Source organism: Candidatus Nesciobacter abundans (assembly GCF_008189525.1).
In the GTDB taxonomy this organism is placed as follows: domain Bacteria; phylum Pseudomonadota; class Alphaproteobacteria; order CAJXXZ01; family 1604HC; genus Nesciobacter; species Nesciobacter abundans.
On record NZ_CP043314.1, the window covers coordinates 235594 to 258909 of the forward strand.

Here is a 23316-nt window from a genome sequence, read left to right on the forward strand (position 1 = left end):
GCTTTTATTATCTTTATTACTCACTTATAAACCCCTTTTCTTTCATTGATTTTATGAAGTTATCTGAAAAGACTTTTTGTTCTTCAGAGCTAATATTTTTTCTAAAACTAGTTTTCTTGTTGATTAGTTTTTCTGATGAATTACCTAGTTCATTTAAATTTGTGTGATCGTCATTATCTACAAAATCATTTATCCAATTTAACCTTATACCTACTTTTTTCTCAGAGTTGAGATTTATGGTTGGATGTATGTCAAAAACAGTGAGTTTTATGTTTCTCCCAACTAATTCTGTTGCAGTGTCAAGTAGCATTTTTACAGGTGTATCAGAGTTTAGTTTGAAAGAAAAATCTTTATATATATTTGTATTATAAGTTACTTTATTTTGTCTTTTATTCTTGTTTAGAAGTAGCCCAATAGAATCTAAGCAAATTTCTGCAAAAAATACATCAGATTTTATTTTGAAATGCTTTTTATGTTTTGTAGTTATTTCTTGCAAACATCCCAAAGTTTGTATACCGTAATTATCTATATTGTTCCCATTGTTTTCTAGATTATTTCTCTGATTATTTTTTTCAGTAGCTTTGTTAGTAGTTTGATCGTAAGAGTCATGATCAGCATTCCAAAGTACCTTTCTATCTTCTGAAAATGTCTTTTTATGATTCACTCCAAGAAAGTTAAAGAAATTTTCAATATTTTGATTACATTCATGGAATGTAGTTTTTTTATTGGCCCAATTTATTTCTGTATCTAACCATGCAATACAAAGCTTATTTTTAGTATTTATGTAACTTAAAGTATCATTTGCAGGATGCTCATTGTTATTTCTCTTTTCATTCTCTTTGGTTTCTTTAAGAGTAAATGTTTTTCCAATTTCAAATATACCCTTACATTTCATATTATTATTTTCATATGATTTAGCAATTTTCAAAACATCATAATATAAAGAATCTCTCAAATAAGTTTGTTTAGATGTCATTGGGTTATCTATTTCTACTAAATGATCCTCTGATGTAAGAGATGAATCCCTGCTTTCCATAAAATTATTGTTAAAAACTTCGAAAAACCCTTTTGTTGTCCAAAAATTTGATATTAAATCTTCATATTGATTATATTTGCTAGGTATGTAATTCATTGGCTTTGGTTCAATAGAATCTACGCCCTTATATCTCATTATTTCTTCTATTAAGCATGCATCATCTTTTATGTCTTCAGATCTCCAAGATGGGATTTCTACTTCAAATAAAGTGTTGTTTTGTTCTGAAGTGCTTTGTTTTATAATGTTAAACCCAAAGCTTCTTAGGGCTTTTTCTATGTAACTTGCATTAAGTTTAAATCCTGTCACATCTTCCACTTCTGTAGAGTTAAGAAATACTATTTGACTAGACTTTGGTTCTGTCCTGTTTTCTTTGTACTTTGAAACATCTATGTGAGTAGAAGAATTGTGATACAAGTCGAATTTTTCTACAAAAGATTCATTGCTGTATGTCATAAAGAAATCTGTTACGAAATTTATTGCATTCTGTGCATGAGATTCATCATTAAATGTTTTGCTATCTGTGTGGTTATATTTTGCTATGCATAAAAATGCATTTATTCCTAATTTTCCAAAATTATCTTTATTTATAAAATGTTTCTGTTTTTTGATATCAGAACCATTATCACTTGATTTTTTATCATATGAATTGTTTTGACCAGATATAAGAATCATATTCCAGTCTTCATGATTTTCTGTGAAAAATAATTCATAACCATAAGAATGAAGAACATAGTTAGACAAATTTTCTAGCGGATTGTTTGTTATTTTAATCCCTACATTCCTTAACCTTTGTTGCATCCAGAAAGGGGTAAAACTTATCGGTTTAAAATCTACATAACTAGAGTTCATATTGCCAGAATTTGCATCATTATTTGCATCATTTGGATTTATATGCTGTGTAGCTTTAGTTCTAATACTGATCTTGAAAACTGATTTATACACCCTGCTTATCTCTGATTCATGTTCTTTAGGAAGTGTATAAGTTTGCATTTCTATTGGTTCACTAAACTCATTTGTACTATTCTTATGAAGTTTATTTATTTCCTGCATTTTATCATTTGTTTTTATATTTAATGAATTATTTGAACTGAAAAAAGTATCCAATTCTTCTAAATCTTTAGATTTTACTGCATAACCTATACCTAATCCTGCAGTGATTTCTCTTGCTATTCCAAAAACATTAGTTACATCTTTTCTGTTTGGAGTTACTTCTATATCGAAAATATAATCATTTGCTTTGTTTTGTTCTTTTTCTATTATAGAATTTAAGTCTTTTATTGTTTCTATGTTTAAATCTAAAATTCCATCTATATCTGAGTCAGAAAGACCTAACTCATAAGAAGAACAAAGCATTCCTGAGCTTTCTATGCCTCTTATTTTGGCTTTCTTGATTTCCATATTGTTTGATGGAATTATTGCTCCTAATTTGGCTAAAACAGTTTTCATTCCTACATAAACATTGTTGGCTCCACAAACTATTGTGAAAGTTTCTTCATTTAATGTGTTGTGAGAATCTAATGCTTTATCTGATTGGATTTTTTCCTTAGGTTTATAAATATCTTTATCAATAATCCTTACTGTACATAAGTTAAGCTTGTCAGCATTTGGATGTTTTTCTATTTTAATTATTTCTACAATTTCTAAATTGTTTAATTTATGGATTTCTGTACAAGATTCTATTTCAAATCCACGCTCTACCAATAAATCTTGTAATTCAGAAATTCCATTTGAATCCTTAGAGAAGTAATTTTTACCCTCAAATTTTGCGAAATCTTTTAGTTTGGAAAAATATAAAGAAATTGAATCCAAGTTTTTTTCGTTTTTGTATGAGTTTTCAGAATTATTATCATTCTTAGTTAAATTAAAGTAACTTAAAGCCCATTCTAAGGTAAATTTCATTAACTATAGCATATATGTTCAAAGCTAGAATATCCATACGTTTTCAGCCAATACAAATCATTTTTCACAAAATCATTCATATTATTTAATCCTAATTTTATCATGGTTATTCTTTCTAATCCTATTCCAAATGCAAAACCTTTTTTCATATTATATTTTTCCATTATATTTTTTCTAATCATTCCAGCACCTAAAAGTTCAAGCCAGTTTCCAGATTTGAATTTTATATCAACTTCTACAGAAGGTTCAGTAAATGGGAAAAATCCTGGTCTGAATCTTATTTCTAAATCTTCTTTTTCAAAAAACATTTTTAAAAATGAAAGCAAGAAATGTTTTAGAGTTGCTAAAGAAGCTTCTTCAGATACTACAAACCCTTCAATTTGATGAAACATAGGTAGATGTGTCGTATCATCGTCTCTTCTGTATACATCCCCGATTGAAAATACTTTGAAATTATCTGAATATTTTCCAGACTCTAAAGCCCTTATTTGTACTGCTGTTGTATGTGTTCTTAATATATTTCTTTTTTCTTTAGAGTCTGCTGATTCTTTTATATAAAAAGTATCTCTTTCATTTCTAGAAGGGTGGTCTTTAGGTATGTTTAGAGCATCAAAATTGTAGTAGCAGTTTTCTACTGATGGACCATCTTCAAATTCAAACCCTAAATCTTTCATTATTTTTATTGCTCTAGATCTGCAGGATCTTAAAGGGTGTATTTTACCCACTTCATCATAAACTGGCAAAGTTATGTCTGATTTTGTTGGAGTAGGTTTTTTGTTAGAGTCTAGCTCATCTTTGTATTTCTCATAAAATTCTAAGAATTTATTTTTTAATGCATTTAATTCTTTTGCATTAGTTATTTTTTCTTCTTTAGAAAGATTTTTTAATTTAGATATTTCAGAGGTAAAAATTCCTTTTTTTCCTAAAAAATCTATTTTAATTTTTTCTAACTTTTCTAATGTGTTTACTTCTTTTAAGTATTCAGGATCAAATAGAGAATCTATGAATTTTTTTATTTTTTGTATGTCCATTATCATTCCCATTTAGTGTTGTTTATTTTTAAATTTATATCAATGTCAAAGTAAATGTTTAAATTAAAATAAGAATATAAGCACGTAAATTAAGTAACATGCTTTTAGGATTTGGTTTTGAGTTGTTTTTTAAGATTTCATGACTTGCATTACAAAAGAGTCAAAGGTTTCTGGGCTTTTGATTGCAAATTCTGACAAAGCTTTTAGATTTATGTCAAAATTGTTTTGTTTTAAGCTGTGCTTAAATGTACTGAAATTGAATCCTAGGGATCTTACTGCAGCATTGATTCTTTGTATCCAAAGACTTCTAAAGTTTCTTTTCTTTTTTCTTCTGTCTATGTAAGCATGCTGAAGACCTTTTTCTAGTCTGTTTCTAGCTATTCTGTAGCAATTTTTTGATCTTCCTACATAACCTTTGGTTTGGTCAAGTATTTTTTTGTGTCTAGCATGCTTTGTGACACCTCTTTTTATTCTTGTCATTTAAAAAACTCCTTAATTTTACGTCTATTTCCTAGAACAAATTGTTAATTTAAAAAATTATATAATTAAAACATAATGCTTAACAGAAATTAAATCAATAATCACTAAAGTTAAGTATTAGAAAAATAAAATTCTAATTCAAATTTTTGTAACTTTATACAAATATACAAAAGCTTAAGAATAAGAAAATAGAACATAATTCCTGTTTATATTATAAATTTTTACAAAACTTGTTTTAGGTTGGCAAGCCGTTAGGCATTATTTTCTTTATTAGCTTTGCATGGGATGAATGAACTTCAGTCAAACCTCTTGTTTGTTTCTTCATTTCATTTCTTCTTTTTCTCAATCCGTGTCTTTTGCAGGCATTTCCTCTGAGAATTTTACCATTTGCATTGGTACGTAATCTTTTCCAAGCAGACTTTTTAGTTTTAAGCTTCATTTGAACCTCTTTTGAAGAAATCTTAACATTTAGATTAGCTTTTTTCAATAATTAAATGCTTGTTTTTAAAAGATTTTTAGTTAATTTATATAGAATTTAAGAAAGTTAAGAGTTTTATTTTCTCATAATTTACAAAACTCTATACTTATGAATTTATGATTTGTAATAAAAAGTAAAGATTGATAAAAAAAAACTAATAACCTAGAATAAAGCTTCGTGAAAAGAGGTTTTTATGATCAAGAATTTTGATAGTAGTACTGAAAAAGAAATGGAATCTAACTCAGTTTCTATTTTGGATTTTTGGGCTGATTGGTGTGGTCCTTGTCTTAATTTTATGCCAATTTTTGAAAAAGTAGCAGAAGAATTTCCTGGAGTTTCATTTTATAAAGTGAACATAGATGAAGCTAGAGAGTTTGCTCAAAAAAATAGAATTATGAGCATCCCTACAATTATGGTATTAAAAAATGGAAAAGTGGTTGATCAGCACAAAGGATCTATGTCTGAAGAAATGTTTAGAGAATTTGTTGAAAAACACTCTTAATATAATATAAAAGCAAAACAAGAATACAGATATAAAGGAATTGAATGTAATTCTGACTATTAAATCTTAGTTAGTTGGGTTAAAGTCTGTCTATGAGTCTTTCTTGTGGTTTTGTAGGTCTTCCGAACGTAGGTAAATCTACAATTTTTAATGTAATAATGAAAAAAGTTGTTGCTGAGTCTTCAAATTATCCTTTTTGTACAATTGAACCTAATAAAGGAAGCGTCCCAATAAAAGATGATAGATTAAATAATTTATCTAAAATAGAAAATTCTGCAAAAGTAATTTTTCCTACCCTAGAATGCGTAGATATTGCTGGGCTTGTTAAAGGGGCTAGCAAAGGAGATGGACTTGGAAATAAATTTCTAAGCCATATTAGGCAAATAGATCTGATAGTTCATGTAGTAAGGTGCTTTGATTCTGAGGAAATTATCCATGTTCATGGAAAGGTAGATCCAGTTTTCGATGTTGATTTGATTAATACAGAGTTAGTTTTCGCAGATATAGAAGTGCTAGAAAAATGGATTAAGAAAAATAAAGCATTGAAGACAAAAGAAATAGATTGGGCTAAATCTTATTTAAAGCACATAAATGAAAATAAATCTTTAGATCAGTTTAAAGAAGATAATAAGGATAAAAATACAGAAGAAATAATGTCTTGGTTAAAAAGCATTGGTATTTTGAGCGTGTTACCAAGATTTTATGTAGCTAATATGTCTGAAGATGAAATCAAGAATGGAAATAAGTATTTTGAGGAACTAAAAGCTGCTTACCCAAATGAAGTTGTTATCCCTATTGCTGCGAAATTAGAAGAAGAATTAATGTCTATGCCAGATGATGATTACAGAGAAATGTTAAGAGAATTTGGTGTAAAGAAAATAGGTTTGGATTTTGTTCTTTCTACTGCGTATAAATTTTTAGGATTGGAAAGTTTTTTTACAGTAGGGCCGAAAGAGGCCAGAGGATGGACTATTAAAAAAGGATACAAAGCTCCAGAAGCAGCTGGAGTTATTCATACAGATTTCCGTGATGGTTTTATATGTGCTGAAGTTATTTCTTATGAAGAGTTTATTAGCTGTGAAGGATACGTACCTGCCAAAGAAAAAGGGAAAATCAGAAAAGAAGGTAAGGATTATGTTGTTTCTGATGGAGATGTATGTAATTTTAGGTTTAATGTATTAAAAAAGCCTAAGTAAAGTTGAGTTCGAATTTACAAACAAATTTTTGTATTCTATGGGCAATACTCTTGTGATTTATGTTTATAATATAAATGTTGATTTGTAGTTTTTACTTATTGATTGTAGATTATGTTATTTCTTGTTTTATTGATTTCTATTTTGTTCTTATTTGATTTTTCTACTTAAATTTTCATATTTTTAAATAAATAATATTATTTTGATTTTAATATACTGTTTTGTAGAATTTATGCCAATTTATTGCGAAATATGAATCATGCTTTATAAGTATGCTTGAATGATAGATGATTATTACGTTATTTATTTTCTTTTTATTTACTAATATTGATTAATTTTAATGAAAATGGAGGATGAATGAAGTTGAAGTCAAGTTTGTTAATTTTAAGTTCTATTATTTGTTGTGATTTATCTTGTAGAAGTTTAGCTTTGGAAAAAGCAGCTGTAGATTTTCTCAGCAAAGGTGAAAAATATGATGGAGCAATTGGTTATTGTGAAAAAATAGATTCAGAGTATGTGTTGTGTTTAGAAACTGGTGAATCAGTATCTTCCAAAAATAAAAGCTTTGCAAAGTTGTTTAAAAACAATCCTTTTGGTGGTAAGCATTTAGAGCTTTCTCCAATTTGGAGGAGCATAGTTTCAAAAGAAGCAGATCTAGAATTTGTGATTGATTCTGAAATAGGATATGCTGTTTCTCAGAAACTTGTAGGAAAGTCAGAAAAAGATGCTTCCATAGCTATGCTTGATAAAATGAAATTAATTAGCTCTGATTATTTTAAATCTGGTATATTGAAAGGTTTAGAGAAACATTCTGCAGAGTTATCTGTAGAAGACAAAGATAAATTCGCATCATATCGCACTGAAGTTGATCTGGATGCAAAAAAACTACAAGAAGAATATGACTTAGCTGTTAAACTTAAATCTAAATTGGAAGGTGTAGATTCTTTTAGTGATCAGGATAGAGTTTTGTTAAATGAACTTAAAGTAGAATACGAAAAAGCTAGACAAGGTTATGAAGTTTCTGAAAATTTGGAAAAAATTAAAAAACATGCCACAGGACTATACGAAGGTAAAGTTAATGATTACAAAAAAGAAATATCTGATTTTAATGAAATTATTGAAAGTAGATTTCCTGATTCAGATTTGGATTTAAGTTTTTTGAAATCAGTTGCAAGTGCAGATTTTGAGAAGTTTGTAATTAGTAAGTACGCTCAGAATATAAAATCTTTATTAAATATTTTTATACAAAAACTAATTAAGATTCATGATATTAAAAAGGATTTTGAAAAATTGAGAGGAATTAAAAATTCAGAAACTTTAGAGAAAATCAGAAAAAGTTCAGATTTAGAAGATAACTCTTATATGAATACATTTTGGAATTTAACTAATGTACAAAGTTTAACAAAAATATTAGAAAACACTTCATCACTTTCTATTGATTCTGCTTATGATTTGCTAGTAAAACATTCTCAAGTAGAAAATGCTACATTGGCTGAGAAATACGCTAAAAAAGATCTATCAATGAATGAGGTTCTAAAAGAAACTAAAGAGCAAATTTTTGAAAGATTTAAAATTTATCTAAATACTAAATTAATAAGCAATTCTATTTCTAAAAATATTTTCGAGTATTCAGTAAATCAATATAAATCTCTTTTAGGAAAAATAAACAGTGCAATAGAAAAAAATAAAAAAGAAGCAAGGAAAGAGAAAATTACTGAAGCATTAAGCAATATACAGAAATACCTTGTTATGGAAAATGAAAATATAGTTAAATCAATTGAAAATTTAAGTGCAGCAGTAAACTCTGTTGATATTTCTCATAGATTAAATGACAGTGATCTAAAATCCATAGAAAACAAGTCTGCGTATGGCAAATTTGCGAATAGTAGTAGTTCTTTTGGATTCTCTGCAGATAATTTAGGTTTTAATATTTACTCTAAAGAAGGAAAAAAAGATTTAAATATAGACAAGTTTCTTGTTGAGCAGAGTGTATCTTATTTGCAAGCAAAAAATTCTACAGATTCTTTTGAAGAAGAAATGCATGAAATTTTCAGCAAAATGGAATCTCTTATAGGAAAAGAAAAAGGGAATGATTACCTAAAAGGGCAAAATAGCTCTTTGAATATGTTAAGCAAGTCACCAGAAGAGTTAGAACAAAACCTAAAAGATGGTATGAGTTCCATAAAACAAAAACATATAGATGAAATAAGCAAGCTATCCAAGTAAGTAACTTTGTAATTAAAAAACTATATAAATTATGTGTGTTTTGTCAAATGATGATTGTTAGACAGTTTTAGCAGAATAGGTTAGTTAAATGCTTGATGTTTATGGCTTTAAAATACATGTATAATAATACTATTTGCAAATCAGTTAGGTAATTTTTTATTCTTACTGTTATCTTTTATAAGTAATGTAATCACATAAAGTATATATGCAGATCCTATAATAAGAGATGCTATCCATATATACGCGAACACAAGAGTGCTTAATAAAGATAGTATTCCAAAGAATATATGATACTGAGATTTATTTAATTTAATTTTGTTTATGGCAATTGTTCTGATTTTACTTATTAATCCCATAGAAATTAAAAGTGTGTTTATGCAAAACACCCAATGGTTTAATTTTATTTGTAGTACATTCTCTACTACAATTGGCATAAAAAGAAGTAATCCCCCAGCAGGAGCAGGTATTCCTTCAAAGGTTTCAGAATGTTTTTCTTTTGATGTGTTTGTGTCATATGGTTCACAGTTTGAAAATGATTTATCAGAAAATCTTGCCAATCTGAAAGCCATACATAGTGAGAAAAACACACCAATAGACCAGCCTAGATTTAGCCAGTTATGTGTTTTATAAAAGAATATTATTAATATCGGAGCTATTCCAAAGCTTAGGAAATCTGCTAAAGAATCCAAAGTCTTACCAAACTCTGAATCGGATTTCAAATATCTTGCTATCTTTCCATCAATCCCATCAATAAAAGCGCATATTATGATTAATATTACAGCTTCGTTTACTTTTCCATTATAAGAAAGTTTTATTGCTTTTAAGCTTAAACAAATTGAAAGAGAGGTTACTATATTAGCTATATAATTAATCCCTTTGTTAATAAATAATTTTTTTCTGTATTTTTTGATTCTTTGGTTCATTTTTTCTTTCTGATTGTAATTTTTTTCTGATTAAATTGCTCTAGAAATATCTAATTTAAGCTAAATAGTATCTAGAAATCAAAAAAACACTACACAATATATATATATTTAATATTTTTTTAGATTTTTATCTAGGATTTCTCTCATAAATTTTCATTGTTATAGTTTTTTACAGATTTGTGAGGTTAATTTACATATATTATTTTGATGTTCAGTTGAATAGCTTTAAGATTTTCCATATTAAGATCAGCATGTTTTATTATTGATACTTTTATATTCTTACTGTTTTGCTATTATAGTTTCTCCGGCTACTAAAGTTTGTCCTTTTTTTATACAAACTTTCATGCTCTTTGGTATGTATACTTCAGTTCTGCTGCCGAATTTTATCATTCCATAGGTTTGTCCTATTTTTAAGTTTTCCTTCTCATTTACATCACATATGATTCTTCTAGCTACAAAACCAGCTATTTGAGATACTACGCAATCTATAAAGCCATTTATCTTCATAGATAATCTTTCATTAGTCATAAATACTTCTTTTTTCCAAGCGAAATCGAAACTACCTTCTTTATAAACTATTTTTTCTATATTCCCAGAAATTGGTGCTCTGTTCACATGAACATCTGTAACTCTTAAAAAAATACCTATTCTTGTGAACTTGTCTTCTTCTAGATCAAAATCAGGGCATGGATGATTATCTATTGCCACCACTATTCCATCAGCAGGGCTTACCACTATTCCATCTAGTGATGGCACAACTCTATTAGGGTCCCTGAAAAACCATATAGAAAATATATTAAAAGATAAAGCTATGAATCCAGCTATGTAATGGAAATAAAACAACCCAATTGATAGAAAAAACGAAACAATTATGATTGGATATCCTTCTGATCTTATTTTATTTAGTAAGTATTTATTTATCATTGAATTTCCTTCAAGAAGTCATTATGCAATTTTTCTAACTTTGAAACAACAGTTTCTGCAGAAATTAGTTTTTGTGATTCCAAGACATCTAGTTCATGTTCAACAGGTAAATACATATTTACATACCCACCTAAGTTTTGATTTGCATATTTTTGTCCGATTTTTAATAAATCTCCAGTTTTTACATAACAGCTCACAGATTGCAAAGAGTTTTGTGAAACATGCTCTATTATAATCTCTGTCTTTCCAGAAATGACAATTATCAAGCTTTCTCTCTTTTTATAGAAAATGTTTTGCTCTCCGCTTAAGCCTGGATTGTAATAAATGTGCTTTACAGTTCCTTCTATAGGGCTCCTGCATACATGAATATCTGTTATTCCATTTTTTATTTCTATTTTGTTCCATTTTTTATCTTTATATTCATTTTCTGTTACTGAATCTAGGGCTATATCTTTTTTTATGGATTCTACTATTCCATCGCAAGGTGGTAAGCAAGAATCTGGATCTGTAATTACTCTCTTTTCATCTCTGAATAGTAGCAAGATAAGTGCTGTGCAGAGTATAGGAGTGAAATACCCAAGAACGAATACTGTGAATAGGAAAATAAAGCATACTTTTATGGCTTTAAAACCTTGTTTACTTAGTTTTAATCTCAACACTATTTTTCTTCCTTTACGTTAAAAAATTCTAATGAAATTTTTTTAATTTTATCTAATGTTTTATCTAAAATTTCGTTAATTTTGTTTTTAGTATCATTTTCTTCACTTAGATTTAGATCTGTTAAGCTAGAATCTAATGATTCAAATATTTTTGATTGTGCTTTTTTGAATTCACTTGATATTTGTTTTTTTATTTCAGAAAACTCAGATTCCTCTTCCTTTATTGAATCAACTTTTATTTCAGCATTTCTTAATTCATTTTCAGCTTCTTTTGCAAGATATATTCCTTTTTCATAAGTTGATACCGCTTTGTTTAAAGGTAAGTCCCCAGACTCTAGTTTATTCTTTATATTCTCTAGTTCTTTTATTTTGTCCTCAAAGCTAAGTTCTTTTTTATTCAAATTCAATCTATTTTACCTACTTCCCACTGTATTTCTTCGTTATTATATACTCTTGCTATGATAAAAAAGAAGTCAGAAATCCTGTTTAAATACTTTCCGATATTTACATCTCTATGTTCTTCTTCACACGCCCAGAAAGCTAATTCTGTCCTTCTTAATATTGTCCTACATATATGTAAGTGGCTGGAAAATAAAGATCCACCAGGTAAAACAAAATTATGAATTGGTTTAAGTTTTTTAAAGAAAAAATTTGCCTTATTCTCTATCCAAATATGGTATTCTTCTGTGATTTCTAAATTTGCCCCATTTATTTTTGCTCCTATATTGAATATTTGATTTTGTACCTTTAATAATATCTCTAGTAAATCTTTATCTTTACAGTAATTTAAGCACAATCCTATGTAAGAGTTAGATTCATCCAAATTCCCAATGAAAGATATTAAATTAGAGTTTTTAGGAACTATACCACTTGATGTTGATGTTTTCCCTTTATCTCCATTTTTAGTTATATAAGAACAATTCACAGGGGTACTGTACCAAATAAATTGTACATTATAAATATTAATTACTATTTTCAATAACCCTAATATGAAATTGTTAAACTAAATAAACATATACATTATAAAACTATTAAGAAGGTTTTTATTAAAGTAAACGTACTATTAATGCACTTAATGATATAGCAGGGGCCATTGAAAAGCGCAGCTTTCTATGTTCGTATATATAGTTTTTGTAATTAGTGAATAAAATAAAATTTCTGATATTTTTAGGTTTGTTTTTAGTAAACTTAATACCTAACAATATCAATGAGAACACAATTTGAAATAAACCAGAAAAAGTGTAGAAAGTTGTTATGCTTTCATATGGAACTATTAAAGAGTAAGTGAAAAATAAAAAATAATCTCCTAATCCCATATAAGATTTTGTGATTTTTTGCGCTAAGAATGTTAAAAATAAAAATGCAGCAGATTCAAGGCATGATTCATAAATATATCCATTCTTTTTTGAAAAAAATAATAACAATATTATGCCTTCCAGTGGGATTTTTTTGTAAATTACATCGTATATTGATATGTATATCGCTGTAACAATAAATATAGTAGATTCTAGAAAATTAAACTCATACATAAACTTCAAAATATTCTAGCATGCTTTTTGTTGTTTTAAATAAAATAATTGAACATTAATTTAACATATTTAATATCTATTTCAGTTAAGAAATATGTTTGAAAATTTTGTTTTGTATGAATGTTAAAAAGAAATACCAAATTGTATGTATCATTAACATTGCAGAAACATTAGATAAAAAGAATAAACTTAAAATAAATATCATTACTTTTCTATTATTTGCTGATTCAGAGGAATCTTCTCCAGGAGTTTGAAGTAAAATCAAAGAGCTGGAAATTATAGGTAAAATTCCTATTTTGAAAAATTTTGTAATGTCTATACTTACATTCCCTAAAATATATGAAAAGGGAATCCAAACTTTATCGAACAAATATTGTATTCCATTAGCTAAATCAAAAGGAAGAAGCCCAAATAAGTTAGTAATTGAAGTTGGATCGCTAGATGTTAAATCTTTTATCCACAAGAAAGCTTGGTGTCTAGGTTCTATGATTATAGACCATACTGTAGAGAATGAAAAAAGAACAAGAATTTGTATTATCATTGGCAGAATGTTACCAAAAGGATTGATATTTTCTTTTCTATATAAAGATAAAGTTTCTTTTTGTATAGAAACTTTGTCCTCTCCATATATTTCACTTAATCTGTCTAATTTAGGTTTTAATTTCTTTATCTTTTTTATTGACATGTATGACTTATAAGAAAGTGGAGAAAATACAAGTACAAATAAAGTGCTCAAAACAAAAGAAGCAAAAACCATGCTGTTATTTAGTTTTTTACTAATAAATAGTAATGATTTCATGATTAATTTTTTAAGAGACTTCATTACTCCAAAATGTATTACATCATCCATTTTTCCGATATTATATTGTTTCTTGTACTGTTCTAACATTTCTAGTTTCTTAGGACCTGTAAACAAGTAGAAACTAGCTGTTTGAGATGTGTTTGGAGATAATTTAATGTTAGGGAAAGTAAGAGTTAGGTTAGATTTATCTTTATTGTAATCTACTGAAACAGGTTGAGAGGAGTGTATTATAGAACACCAATAATCTTTCTCTAAACCAGCCCAACCATATCCATTGTCTGTTCTAGATCTATTAGATCTTCTTATTTTCTGATCAATTCCTGAAACATAAGAAAAATCTTTTGATTTAAGCTCTACTTTCAGATTACCTTCAATATTTTCTTCTTTTTTAGAGTTAAACATAGAGTATTCAAATTTAATAAGATAGTCATCTATTATTTGTGAATTTTGTACAAAAATATCTCCAGTTTTATTTTTCCATGTCATAACTGAGGGTTGTTTGCTGGACAGGCTATTTTCCATGCTCCATTCAGTGTTTTTATTAGGGGCTTGTGTGTTTCCTTCTAAATCCCAATAAGCTCTAAAAAAAGAAGATTTAGGTATTGTTTGTATTAAACTTTCTGAATCAATAGTTTTTTTATAATCTTTTAAAGAAACTTCAGATATAATTGCTCCTTTTTTAAAAACCTTTCCAGATATTTTATTGTTTTCTATAGGTTTGTAATCTCCAGAAGCATAAGGTTCATCTATTTTGGTTACTGGTTTTTTTTGATTAATTACTTTGTTTTCTGATTTATTTTTAAAAACTTTAGAAACCAAGATGTCTGTTGTAAAATAGGATAGATAAGCAACCATCATAAAAGTTACAAATCTAGGCAATGATTTTAGATTGAATTTTTTGTCCATATACTAAGAAAGTTACTTCATGTAAGTTCTATATTCAAGATATTGATATGAATATATTTTATATTGAGCTTTTTACATACATACTTAAGCTTAAATTTGTAAATTTTAACTTAATATACTCAGTAAAAAATAAATAAAGGGTGATTTTTTAATCATATAAATGTAATATTTTTCTATGACTTTTATGGCTTTTATATTTTTCTTTGTTTCTAATTTGGTTTTTTGTGAATATAAAACATCAATACAAGACAATCTAGATAACATTCTATCTGAGTTACAAACTTTATCAGATAACAAAATTATTTCTAAAGAAGAGTTTATAAGTCTTAGAAATAGTATGTTGAATGTAAAAAGAAAAGTGAATTTCTTAATGATAAATAGTAAGGTTAAAACTTTAAAGTACGATTCATTTATAGAAACAATTACAGGATTTTTACCAACGCCAAGTGCATCTCATAATATGGAAGAATATGAATACAAAATGTATTTAAAAGAAGCTATAAAGGCTATGAGCAAAAGAGACTTTGAGTCAGCTAAGCGTAAGTTTGACTATCTAAGAGTTAACCAAACATATGACTTAGCTATATGCTACTATTGGATTGGTTTTATTAATTTTAATCAAAATAATTTAGATGATGCAATTATGAATTTTGGTATTTTTTGTAAAATTATGGATCAAAATAATAAATCTGAATTTTATTTGAAAAACAAATCAAAGATATACAGAGCATTGATGAGCATGATGAAAATCTATTATAAAAAGAATGAATTTGTAAAAGCAAAATCACTTCTTAAAAAAATAAAGCATGATCATTTAGATGAGATAAAAAGTGTTTCAGATAAAGCTATAGTAAATTCTGTTTCTTTAGCGTAGTCGGTTTTTGATTAATTAAACCTTGAGAAGTAGGTTTTTTAGAAATTAGATGGATTCTTTGTTTGAAGTTCAGTCCAATTCCCAAATTATTTTATATATGTATAGAGTTTATAGATACTTACTACTAAAAGAATTTATTTATATAAAATATCCAATATTCTTTGCAAGGTTAAGGTTAGTGATTTATAAGTTTTATTGAGTTTTAATGTAATTTTTTACTAAACAAAGCATAAAATTATCTAAAATTTAATTAAATTTTGTAAAAATTGTGAAAAAACTTGAAATCTTATGGTGTGTTTTTGTAATACTAGTAAATGTAGGGTGCAAGTTTGCACTCCTATAAAAAAACTTCACAAAAGGATAAAAATGGGAATTACTTATGAACTTAATTCATAGAGTTTTTCCGTATCTACAGAGAAAAGATAAAAACACTAAATGTGATTTTATACCAAACCTAATGAATGTTAATTCATTTTCTGGTGGTTCTATGTGTAAACAAGATTTTAAAAATATAATCGTTTATAGATGTATTTCTCTTATATCAAGAAACATAGCTAATATTAAATGCTTCTTGTATGATTCGGAAAATAATAAAGTTAGCAACAATTATGTATCCAATTTGCTTATAAAGCCAAATGGGTACGAAACTTGGTTCGAGTTTGTAGAAAATTTGGTAACAAATCTTTGTTTGCATGGAAATGCTTATACTTATTTGGAGTCAGGTGAACATGGATATGAAATGTATAACTTGAATCCAGAAAATGTAGAGATACTGAAAAATAAATATGGTCATGCTGAATCTTATAAAATCAAGGAAGAAAAAAATAAATATAACGTTTATAATTCATCTGAAATAATGCATATAAAGTTCAATAATCCTTATTGTCCTTGGGTTGGCTTGAGCCCAATGGGGTGCATAAAAGAATCTGTAAGGTTTTATGATAGTGTTACAAAACATAATCAATCAATTTTAGATAATGGTGGAAGACCTTCTGGAGCTTTTATATTGAAAAATAAAGTGGATGACTATGAGTTTGAAAAGCTAAAAAATAGCATAGCTTTGTCACACAAAGGAAAAGGAAACGCAGGCTCAATAATTTTACTGCAGTCTGATGTGGATTGGAAAGATTTAAGTATATCTTCTAAAGATATGGATTTTAATGTAGGAAAAAATATTGCTGCTAGAGAAATTTGTCAGGCTTTCGGAGTTCCTCCGGTAATGTTAGGTTTGCAAGATGCATCCTTTTCTAACTACAAAGAAGCTAGGTTGCATTTCTGGGAAGATACTTTGCTTCCTATGGCAAATAAAATATTACAAAAGATAAATGATCTGGTTTGGGTAAACTTATCTGAAAAAGATTCTAGTTTAGAGAAGTTTTCTATAAAACCTGACTTCTCTTCTGTGCCAGCTTTGTCTGCAAAAAGCGAAAATGCATAAAATATGCTTAATGTATCACATATCCAATTAATATTATGAATATTATTTAAAACAATTAAACGAACAAAAAATAGGAGGTTTTATAATTAAATTATTAACTTATTCTAAAAAAGGTGGAGCCTTAGAAATAGAAGAAATGGATTCCAATTTTGACAACATATCCGAAGAATTCTCAAAAATATGGGACTTTGTTTTATATCAGAAGAAAAATTTTAATGACATGGAGAAGAAATTGTCTGGGTTATTTGCAAAAATTGGTTCTGTCGTAGATCAGAAAATGGATAAGACAAATGAAAATGTAGATTCAGGAAATGAAAGAGATACAGGTGTAAATCTAATTGTAAGAGAGTCATCATTATCACAAGGCATGAAAAAAGATTTTGAAGAAGAGGATGATTACTATATTGAAAAGCAAAGTGATGAAATTGTAATTTATTCAAAGTCAGAGAATTCAAAGTGCTCAATAAATTTAGATAGGCTTTATGGTGAAGCTTTTAATATGAAGTTTGATGAAAACAAGCCTAAATCTTTCACGGGGCACAGGGATAAAATAGAAATAAAAAAATTGGTAAGTGAGTCAGAATTAGAGTCTTTGAGAAGATCTCTAGAATCTGGAGGCGTAGAAAATAAAGAAGAAAGTGCCTGTGTGTATATATTTGATGGAAAAGCATATTTCTATTATAAAGAAGAAAAAGAATTGAGTTATGAGAGCTTTGAGTAGTGGTCTTAATGAAAATGAATTTATTGTGCAAGGGTATGCAAGTACATTTAATTTCAAAGATGGTCAGAGTGATATAATAAAACCAGGTGCTTTTGATAGTAAGAAAATAGATATTCCAAAAATAAAAATGCTTTGGAAACATGATATTATGAAGCCAATAGGGTATTGGTACGAAATGTTTGAAGATGAGTGTGGGTTGTTCGTAAAAGGTAAAGTGTTTAGAAATCTATCTTTTGGAGAGCAAATTTGTAATTTTATAAAACACTCTTTTGTAAAAGGTTTGTCAATAGGATATATACCAACTTCATTTCAAACATTTAAAAATTGTAGAATAATATCTAAGTTAAAGCTTTATGAAATATCAGTAGTTACAAATCCTGCTAATGAAAAAGCAAAAATAATCTGAGTTAATCTAAATAAATTATGTTAATTGTTCTTTCTTGAAAGGGAAAAATGAATATATTAAACAACAAAAACAGTCTAAAAAAGAATGTAAATACCTTTGGTGGTATGAGTTTTGATGGTGGAAGGTTTGAAGGTTCTAATTTGGAAAAACAATTAGATTCTGAGAAGCAACCTAAATCTGAAGAAATTCCTTCTAATATAGAGAAAAAATCTTATGGAGCTCCTCAAACTTGGGGATCCTCTGAAACTGAGTCAGTATCAAGTATAGCAAAGTATATTGCAGGTAATTTTTCTGATATAGAAACTAAATCAATGTCTAATTCATTTTTTAATAGTATAAGTACAAATAGAAATGGACATTATGTGCCTGATGAGTCAGGGGAAATTCTTCTAGAGAATGATTATTACTTCTCTCCAATAAGATCTAGAGCTAGAACTATATTTTCAGATAGAACTACATGTACTGTTAACAAATTTAACTCACCTGAAGTTACAGAAACTGATCCTAGCACGCCTTACCAAATTGGAACTAAAAAGCTAGAGCTATCAAAAGAAACTCTCAGTATGCATGCGTTGCAAATTTGTATACCTGTTTCTCAAAATTCAGATGAAATTCATTCGATTGTGGATTTCGAAGAAGCAGTTAATAGAAAAATGTGCACTGAACTTTCTGAAAGAGAAAGAAACTTATTTATATCTGGAGTTGATGGAAAAATAGATAGCATTATACCTTCAGAATCTCAAACTATGACAGGTAAGCTAGATGATAACTATATTTCTCTTAGAAAAATGCTTACAAAGCTGGAGCTGAAATATCATAAGAATGCAGTTTGGTTTATGACACCAGAAACATATTATGAAAAAGTTCTAGGCCTTTCTGATGCAAATAAGCGTCCTATATTGAATATGGATCAAATAAGCTCTGACTGTAATTCAATATTCGGAAAAGAAGTTGTTTTTGTAGAGGAGTTAAGAGGTTCAGGATGTGATATCATTCTTGCTGACTTAGAATCTGGTTATCTGATCTGCGAAAATAAAAATATTTTCTATCAAGAGGATCCATTTAGTGAGAAACCTATGGTACTTCATTACATGAGAAAATATATGTGTTCAAAAGTAATTGATGAAAAAGCTTTTGTAGGTTTTAAGGAATCTGCATAATGCTTTTAGATTTACATTGTGAGAAAAAGTATGATTCGATTCCTATAAACATACAGTTTGTAAGAAAATGCTTTAACGTGCATGAAGACTTGGAAGATTCTTATATTGAAAAGTTATTGAAAATAGCTTGTGAAAAACTAGAATCTATAACTGGATCTTCAGTTATTGAAAAAGATTGGGTTTTGACAGCAAAAAGGGTTGAGATCAAGTTGTTTAAAGGTCCAGTGAGAAATGTTTCTAGTATATCTGTAAAGACTAGAAATGGAACATACAAAACAATACCAGTTGAAGATTATTATCAGAAAATTAATTTAGGAAATAGAATTATAATCTTAAGTGAAAAGTATATGGATAAAATAATTAAAGTTAATTATTCTGCTGGGTACAGGGTAAATGAGCTGCCTGGAGATTTAGAAAGTTATATTTTGAGAATGTTCGGAGATTTATACAATGGGAATATGGAAAGTAAAGCTGAAGAATATAAAGTTAGTAAGTCATATACAATGAACGAAATAAGAATATAGCAATGATATTTAGGAATAATATACCTATGAAGAATATACTGAATGGATCTGTTCCATCAATGCATCATAGAATTTCTGTAATGTCTATTAAAACTTCTACTGAAAATAAGCTTCTGTCTAATGAATTTTGTATGACTGGAGAAAAGTTTTGGGGATATATACACTCTTCATCAATAGTGAAAAAGAAAAATAATGTTTTTGATAACTTCTTTGTAATAATATCTAATATTTCAGAAAAATGTTTGATAAGCAGTGGTTTTAATTGGAAAAATAGGTACTTTCAAAGGTATTCTAGGATTCAACCGATTAATCAAAATGTTGGATATGTGTACGTAAAAGATATAACTGAAAATGGTTTAGAGCAGGTTAGCTTTAATGAACAGTACTTTTCTTTTCCTTGATTCTTATGCTCTGAACTCTGAAAAACAAAAAGTTCATAAACAATAATATAAAAAATCAAAGTGGGTGAAAAAATGTATGAATTACTAGAAGACGTTTGGAAAGAAATTAGAAAAGAGATTGGTAATGTTTATTTAGGTGATAAGGTTTGCGAGTTTGATAAGAGTTGCTCTGTCTCAATAAAAAGTTTTGTGAAAAATTTAGATTATATAAATGTGAAAATATCATGCTGCTTTAATTTTAAGAAAAAAGACAGTGAATATTATGAACAGATGATTAACTTGGAAAGTAATATACACAACCTAAAAAATAATATTTTGATAAAAGATTTAAAAACTAAAATAGATTTAGAAAAGTCTAAAGTGGATATATTTATTATTAAAGAAATTAAACAAAGCTAGTTTCAAAAAACTCAATAAATCAAATAATTAAAAACTAAAATAAATTACAGCAAATAATATTTAATTTAAAGTAATATTTGTTAATTTATCAAAAAAGAAAGAGAGTAGTGTTTGATCGAAATAAAGGATCTGTTAAAAGATCGTAGTGAAATTATAAGCGGAGATTGCTCATTATTATTGAACTCTAATAATATTCGTAATTTAGAAGGAGCTTTAATGCATGATTCAAATTCATGCTCAAACAAGTACCAGATTAAAATAAGTGGTGAATCAGATCTTCCAGAGATTTTCCTAAATGGTGAGCTTCTAATAAAATCTCCTATAAGATTTTTTCAATTCGTAAATAAAGAAGAAAAAATAATGTTTAATAGAAAACCTGCTGAAGGATCTATACTGTTTTCAAAGAGAGATCAAATTACAAAAACAAATGTTCTTGTAGAAGAGGACTATCGTCCTGGGTGCGATGGTAAGGTAAATTACAAGCCACTATTTAATGTTTTTGTTAAAAGCATATCTTGTGACTTTAAAAATTTAGAAACAAGATGGGCAGTTGTTTTGGATGAGAAATGAATTGTTTTTGTGTTTATCTGACATCTAATAGTGACTTAAGTAAGTTTAATTCCAGTGATGTGAGGAAAATCGATGATACTACTAAGGTCAAAATTGTTCAATCCAAGTTTGATTATGTAGAAGCAGAAATATATGTTTCTTCATTTATATCGGATTTAAATAAATATCCATTTTTAATTATAACGAATGATCATGGTGTAATGTTTTTTGGAAGCTATGAATATATAAATAAACAAAATAATTCTTATAAAATATCATTCAAATCAAAAGCTTCTAGTGAAAAGAAACAAAAATGTTTGGATAAAGAGTTTTTAAATAATGGATTAAGTAATGCTTTGGATCCTAAAGGAAATGTAGTAAATAGTCTAGTATATTCAGATTCGTTGATGGGATGTGAAAGCATATTCGATGACAAGGAAGATTCTTATTCAATAGACAGTATGTCCATTCTTAGTAGAAATGATTTTTTAAAGAAAGAATATAATTCAGTAGAATCTGAAGAAAGTTTCTCTGTTACTTTTTGTTTTTCTTGGGATGATCACATTTTCAGGCAGAGTGATGTTTTCGAAGAAGTGTATAAGAATTTTAAAGAGAATGAGCTGTCTAAATGGCCTCAAAAATTTTCTAAACATGGTCAGTATACAATTTCAAACTCTTTTATAAAAAAAGAATATGGAAATGTTTATGGTGCTTTGGTTTTGGATTGGATGGAATTAATAAAGAGAAGAGAAAAATGGTGCTTTAATATATTTGGAGCAAATGTATCCAAAGACTTAAACTTGAATATTGATCTTAACAAGGTTTTTTCTGGTTGTGATGAATGGAAAGAGAAGCAGTTTTATAAGAAAAATGACTCTGTTTCTTATGAAAAGTCAATTTTTATTTGTGCTGTAGATCATTTTTCAGGATTAGTTTTTGATTTGGAATATTGGATAGAATCAGATAAAAAACCAGAAATTTTACAAAAGAATAAAGATAATATATTTGATTCAGAAGCTGGAAAATTGCTTTTATATCAAATCAAAAATATGCTTTTTGCTTACACTAGAGCGTATCAATATGATTATATATTGGAAGTGAAAATAAACTTAACAAATTCTTTGGATTTATGCTTTGTACAGCTTATGGATAAAGTGAGATTTAAATCTGTGGAAGATGGAAAAATATATACAGGTGTGGTTTTTGAGTATGAAAAGACAATTTCTGATAAAGAGTCTATTTTGTTTTTAAAGATAAAAAGTTTAACAAAAGTAAAAAGCTTTGATTCAGATATTATTTATTATTTTAGAGATGAGTACTGTAAATCCTATTGCTTTGAATATGAGCATAAAAGATTGAAAGACCTTTATTTTAAAAGAATTTTTGATAAATCAAGTATAAAGTCTCATTCTGATCTTTTGAAGAATTTAAATATGGTTATAGATTTTATAGAAGATGAAGAAAAGTTTCTGGGAATAAAAATTAATTCAGTGCAAAAAAAATTACCTGACTTGTGCTTGAATTATGAAGTAAGGAGAAAATAAAAATGCATGTTTTTTTAGATTTAATTTATAATGAAAGTTTTGAGTTGGCTAGTATAGCTAACCATAAGCAAAAAGAAGTTTTTATAAGCTTTATTCAAGAAAATATAGGGAGGTTATCATAAAAATTCTTGTTGTTCTTTTTAAAATCTGTAAGGGTTCATTATTTTACATATTTAATTTTGTTAGAAAAAGATACAGCTTTAAAATCCTATTTAATAAGCTTATTAATATTTTTTCTAACTTTAAAAGTAATAAAGGTTATGATCTTATAAACACATTAGAATCAGAACATAAAATAGACTTTTTAGTAAAAAAAATGCTATCAAGAAACTTTAAAGATGAAGTTCATAGAAAAGACAGAAAAGACTCTAGGTTAAGAGATTGTTCTATATATAAGGACAAGCCAAACAAAAGAGCGAATGCTATGTTTTTATTAGCCTTTTTTGGACTGTTTTCTTGTCTTTTATTGCTTGGATTAATGCCTAATATAACATCAGAAGTTATATGTATTATTTCTGCTTCAGCAGGTATATTTGGATCATGCTTGAAAGATGCCTATGTATTTGAATTTGGATCAAGAGAGGATAGAAAGAGTCTAGATAAATTCTAGGTTTTGTATATTAAATTAAGTGCTTAAAATATTATTTTATATATTCTTGATGAAATTTCTTATAAGTAACTATTCTTAAGTGCTAAACAATTAATAATTAAT

Annotated in this window: 25 protein-coding genes; 14 read left to right on the plus strand and 11 right to left on the minus strand. The window is 27.5% G+C overall.

What is annotated here, in order from left to right:
* Positions 1-16: 16 nt before the first annotated feature.
* From FZC36_RS01075 to FZC36_RS01090, 4 genes are all read right to left on the minus strand, one after another.
* Complete coding sequence (locus FZC36_RS01075; protein WP_148972149.1) at positions 17-2935, minus strand: phenylalanine--tRNA ligase subunit beta; 2919 nt, start codon at positions 2933-2935, stop codon at positions 17-19.
* On the minus strand, positions 2935-3978 hold the full coding sequence (gene pheS, locus FZC36_RS01080; RefSeq protein ID WP_148972150.1) for a phenylalanine--tRNA ligase subunit alpha: 1044 nt from the start codon (positions 3976-3978) through the stop codon (positions 2935-2937). The genes FZC36_RS01075 and pheS overlap by 1 nt, the downstream gene beginning before the upstream one ends.
* A gap of 117 nt (positions 3979-4095) precedes the next feature.
* Positions 4096-4446 (minus strand): 50S ribosomal protein L20, encoded by a 351-nt coding sequence (rplT, locus tag FZC36_RS01085; protein WP_148972151.1) that lies wholly within the window; start codon positions 4444-4446, stop codon positions 4096-4098.
* Positions 4447-4681: 235 nt separating this feature from the next.
* Positions 4682-4885, minus strand: coding sequence for a large ribosomal subunit protein bL35 (locus tag FZC36_RS01090; protein WP_148972152.1), 204 nt, complete (start codon positions 4883-4885; stop codon positions 4682-4684).
* A gap of 232 nt (positions 4886-5117) precedes the next feature.
* On the opposite strand from FZC36_RS01090, the gene trxA reads away from it, so the two are divergent.
* The 3 genes from trxA to FZC36_RS01105 all read left to right on the plus strand — a co-directional run bounded on the left by trxA (position 5118) and on the right by FZC36_RS01105 (position 8845).
* On the plus strand, positions 5118-5426 hold the full coding sequence (trxA, locus tag FZC36_RS01095) for a thioredoxin (protein ID WP_148972153.1): 309 nt from the start codon (positions 5118-5120) through the stop codon (positions 5424-5426).
* Between the two features lie 92 nt (positions 5427-5518).
* Entirely contained in the window at positions 5519-6622 is a 1104-nt protein-coding gene (gene ychF, locus FZC36_RS01100; protein WP_148972154.1) for a redox-regulated ATPase YchF, read from the plus strand.
* Between the two features lie 354 nt (positions 6623-6976).
* Complete coding sequence (locus FZC36_RS01105; protein ID WP_148972155.1) at positions 6977-8845, plus strand: hypothetical protein; 1869 nt, start codon at positions 6977-6979, stop codon at positions 8843-8845.
* A 140-nt stretch (positions 8846-8985) separates the two neighbouring features.
* Here FZC36_RS01105 and FZC36_RS01110 read toward each other — a convergent pair whose 3' ends face one another.
* From FZC36_RS01110 to FZC36_RS01140, 7 genes are all read right to left on the minus strand, one after another.
* Positions 8986-9768, minus strand: a complete 783-nt coding sequence (locus FZC36_RS01110; protein WP_148972156.1) for a CDP-alcohol phosphatidyltransferase family protein — start codon at positions 9766-9768, stop codon at positions 8986-8988.
* Positions 9769-10047: 279 nt separating this feature from the next.
* On the minus strand, positions 10048-10692 hold the full coding sequence (locus FZC36_RS01115) for a phosphatidylserine decarboxylase (RefSeq protein ID WP_148972157.1): 645 nt from the start codon (positions 10690-10692) through the stop codon (positions 10048-10050).
* Entirely contained in the window at positions 10689-11351 is a 663-nt protein-coding gene (locus FZC36_RS01120; protein WP_187440130.1) for a phosphatidylserine decarboxylase, read from the minus strand. The genes FZC36_RS01115 and FZC36_RS01120 overlap by 4 nt, the downstream gene beginning before the upstream one ends.
* Positions 11351-11758 (minus strand): exodeoxyribonuclease VII small subunit, encoded by a 408-nt coding sequence (gene xseB / locus FZC36_RS01125; protein ID WP_148972159.1) that lies wholly within the window; start codon positions 11756-11758, stop codon positions 11351-11353. The genes FZC36_RS01120 and xseB overlap by 1 nt, the downstream gene beginning before the upstream one ends.
* Positions 11755-12276: a cob(I)yrinic acid a,c-diamide adenosyltransferase gene (locus tag FZC36_RS01130; RefSeq protein WP_187440131.1), complete on the minus strand. Its 522-nt coding sequence runs from the start codon at positions 12274-12276 to the stop codon at positions 11755-11757. The genes xseB and FZC36_RS01130 overlap by 4 nt, the downstream gene beginning before the upstream one ends.
* Positions 12277-12397: 121 nt before the next feature.
* A complete protein-coding gene (locus FZC36_RS01135; protein WP_148972161.1) occupies positions 12398-12880 on the minus strand; it encodes a hypothetical protein in 483 nt (160 codons plus the stop codon).
* Between the two features lie 85 nt (positions 12881-12965).
* Positions 12966-14588 carry a YidC/Oxa1 family insertase periplasmic-domain containing protein gene (locus FZC36_RS01140; protein ID WP_148972162.1) on the minus strand — a complete coding sequence of 541 codons (1623 nt, stop codon included), beginning with the start codon at positions 14586-14588 and terminating at the stop codon, positions 12966-12968.
* Between the two features lie 175 nt (positions 14589-14763).
* Between FZC36_RS01140 and FZC36_RS01145 the strand changes: the two genes are divergently transcribed.
* The 11 genes from FZC36_RS01145 (at position 14764) to FZC36_RS01195 (ending at position 23214) form a co-directional block, all read left to right on the plus strand.
* Complete coding sequence (locus tag FZC36_RS01145; protein ID WP_148972163.1) at positions 14764-15462, plus strand: tetratricopeptide repeat protein; 699 nt, start codon at positions 14764-14766, stop codon at positions 15460-15462.
* A 379-nt stretch (positions 15463-15841) separates the two neighbouring features.
* On the plus strand, positions 15842-16900 hold the full coding sequence (locus FZC36_RS01150) for a phage portal protein (RefSeq protein WP_148972164.1): 1059 nt from the start codon (positions 15842-15844) through the stop codon (positions 16898-16900).
* A gap of 136 nt (positions 16901-17036) precedes the next feature.
* Positions 17037-17621, plus strand: a complete 585-nt coding sequence (locus FZC36_RS01155; RefSeq protein ID WP_148972165.1) for a hypothetical protein — start codon at positions 17037-17039, stop codon at positions 17619-17621.
* Complete coding sequence (locus tag FZC36_RS01160) at positions 17605-18027, plus strand: HK97 family phage prohead protease (RefSeq protein WP_148972166.1); 423 nt, start codon at positions 17605-17607, stop codon at positions 18025-18027. Before FZC36_RS01155 ends, FZC36_RS01160 begins: the two co-directional genes overlap by 17 nt.
* Positions 18028-18074: 47 nt before the next feature.
* Positions 18075-19187 (plus strand): phage major capsid protein, encoded by a 1113-nt coding sequence (locus FZC36_RS01165; RefSeq protein WP_148972167.1) that lies wholly within the window; start codon positions 18075-18077, stop codon positions 19185-19187.
* The gene (locus FZC36_RS01170) at positions 19187-19711 is read left to right on the plus strand and encodes a head-tail connector protein (protein ID WP_148972168.1); all 525 of its coding nucleotides are present in this window, start codon (positions 19187-19189) and stop codon (positions 19709-19711) included. Before FZC36_RS01165 ends, FZC36_RS01170 begins: the two co-directional genes overlap by 1 nt.
* A gap of 2 nt (positions 19712-19713) precedes the next feature.
* Positions 19714-20112 (plus strand): hypothetical protein, encoded by a 399-nt coding sequence (locus FZC36_RS01175; protein ID WP_148972169.1) that lies wholly within the window; start codon positions 19714-19716, stop codon positions 20110-20112.
* 60 nt (positions 20113-20172) lie between these two features.
* Positions 20173-20511 (plus strand): hypothetical protein, encoded by a 339-nt coding sequence (locus FZC36_RS01180; RefSeq protein WP_148972170.1) that lies wholly within the window; start codon positions 20173-20175, stop codon positions 20509-20511.
* Positions 20512-20622: 111 nt separating this feature from the next.
* Positions 20623-21081 carry a hypothetical protein gene (locus FZC36_RS01185; RefSeq protein ID WP_148972171.1) on the plus strand — a complete coding sequence of 153 codons (459 nt, stop codon included), beginning with the start codon at positions 20623-20625 and terminating at the stop codon, positions 21079-21081.
* Positions 21078-22604 carry a hypothetical protein gene (locus tag FZC36_RS01190; RefSeq protein ID WP_148972172.1) on the plus strand — a complete coding sequence of 509 codons (1527 nt, stop codon included), beginning with the start codon at positions 21078-21080 and terminating at the stop codon, positions 22602-22604. Before FZC36_RS01185 ends, FZC36_RS01190 begins: the two co-directional genes overlap by 4 nt.
* Positions 22605-22920: 316 nt before the next feature.
* Positions 22921-23214: a hypothetical protein gene (locus FZC36_RS01195; protein WP_148972173.1), complete on the plus strand. Its 294-nt coding sequence runs from the start codon at positions 22921-22923 to the stop codon at positions 23212-23214.
* The last annotated feature ends 102 nt before the right edge of the window (positions 23215-23316 follow it).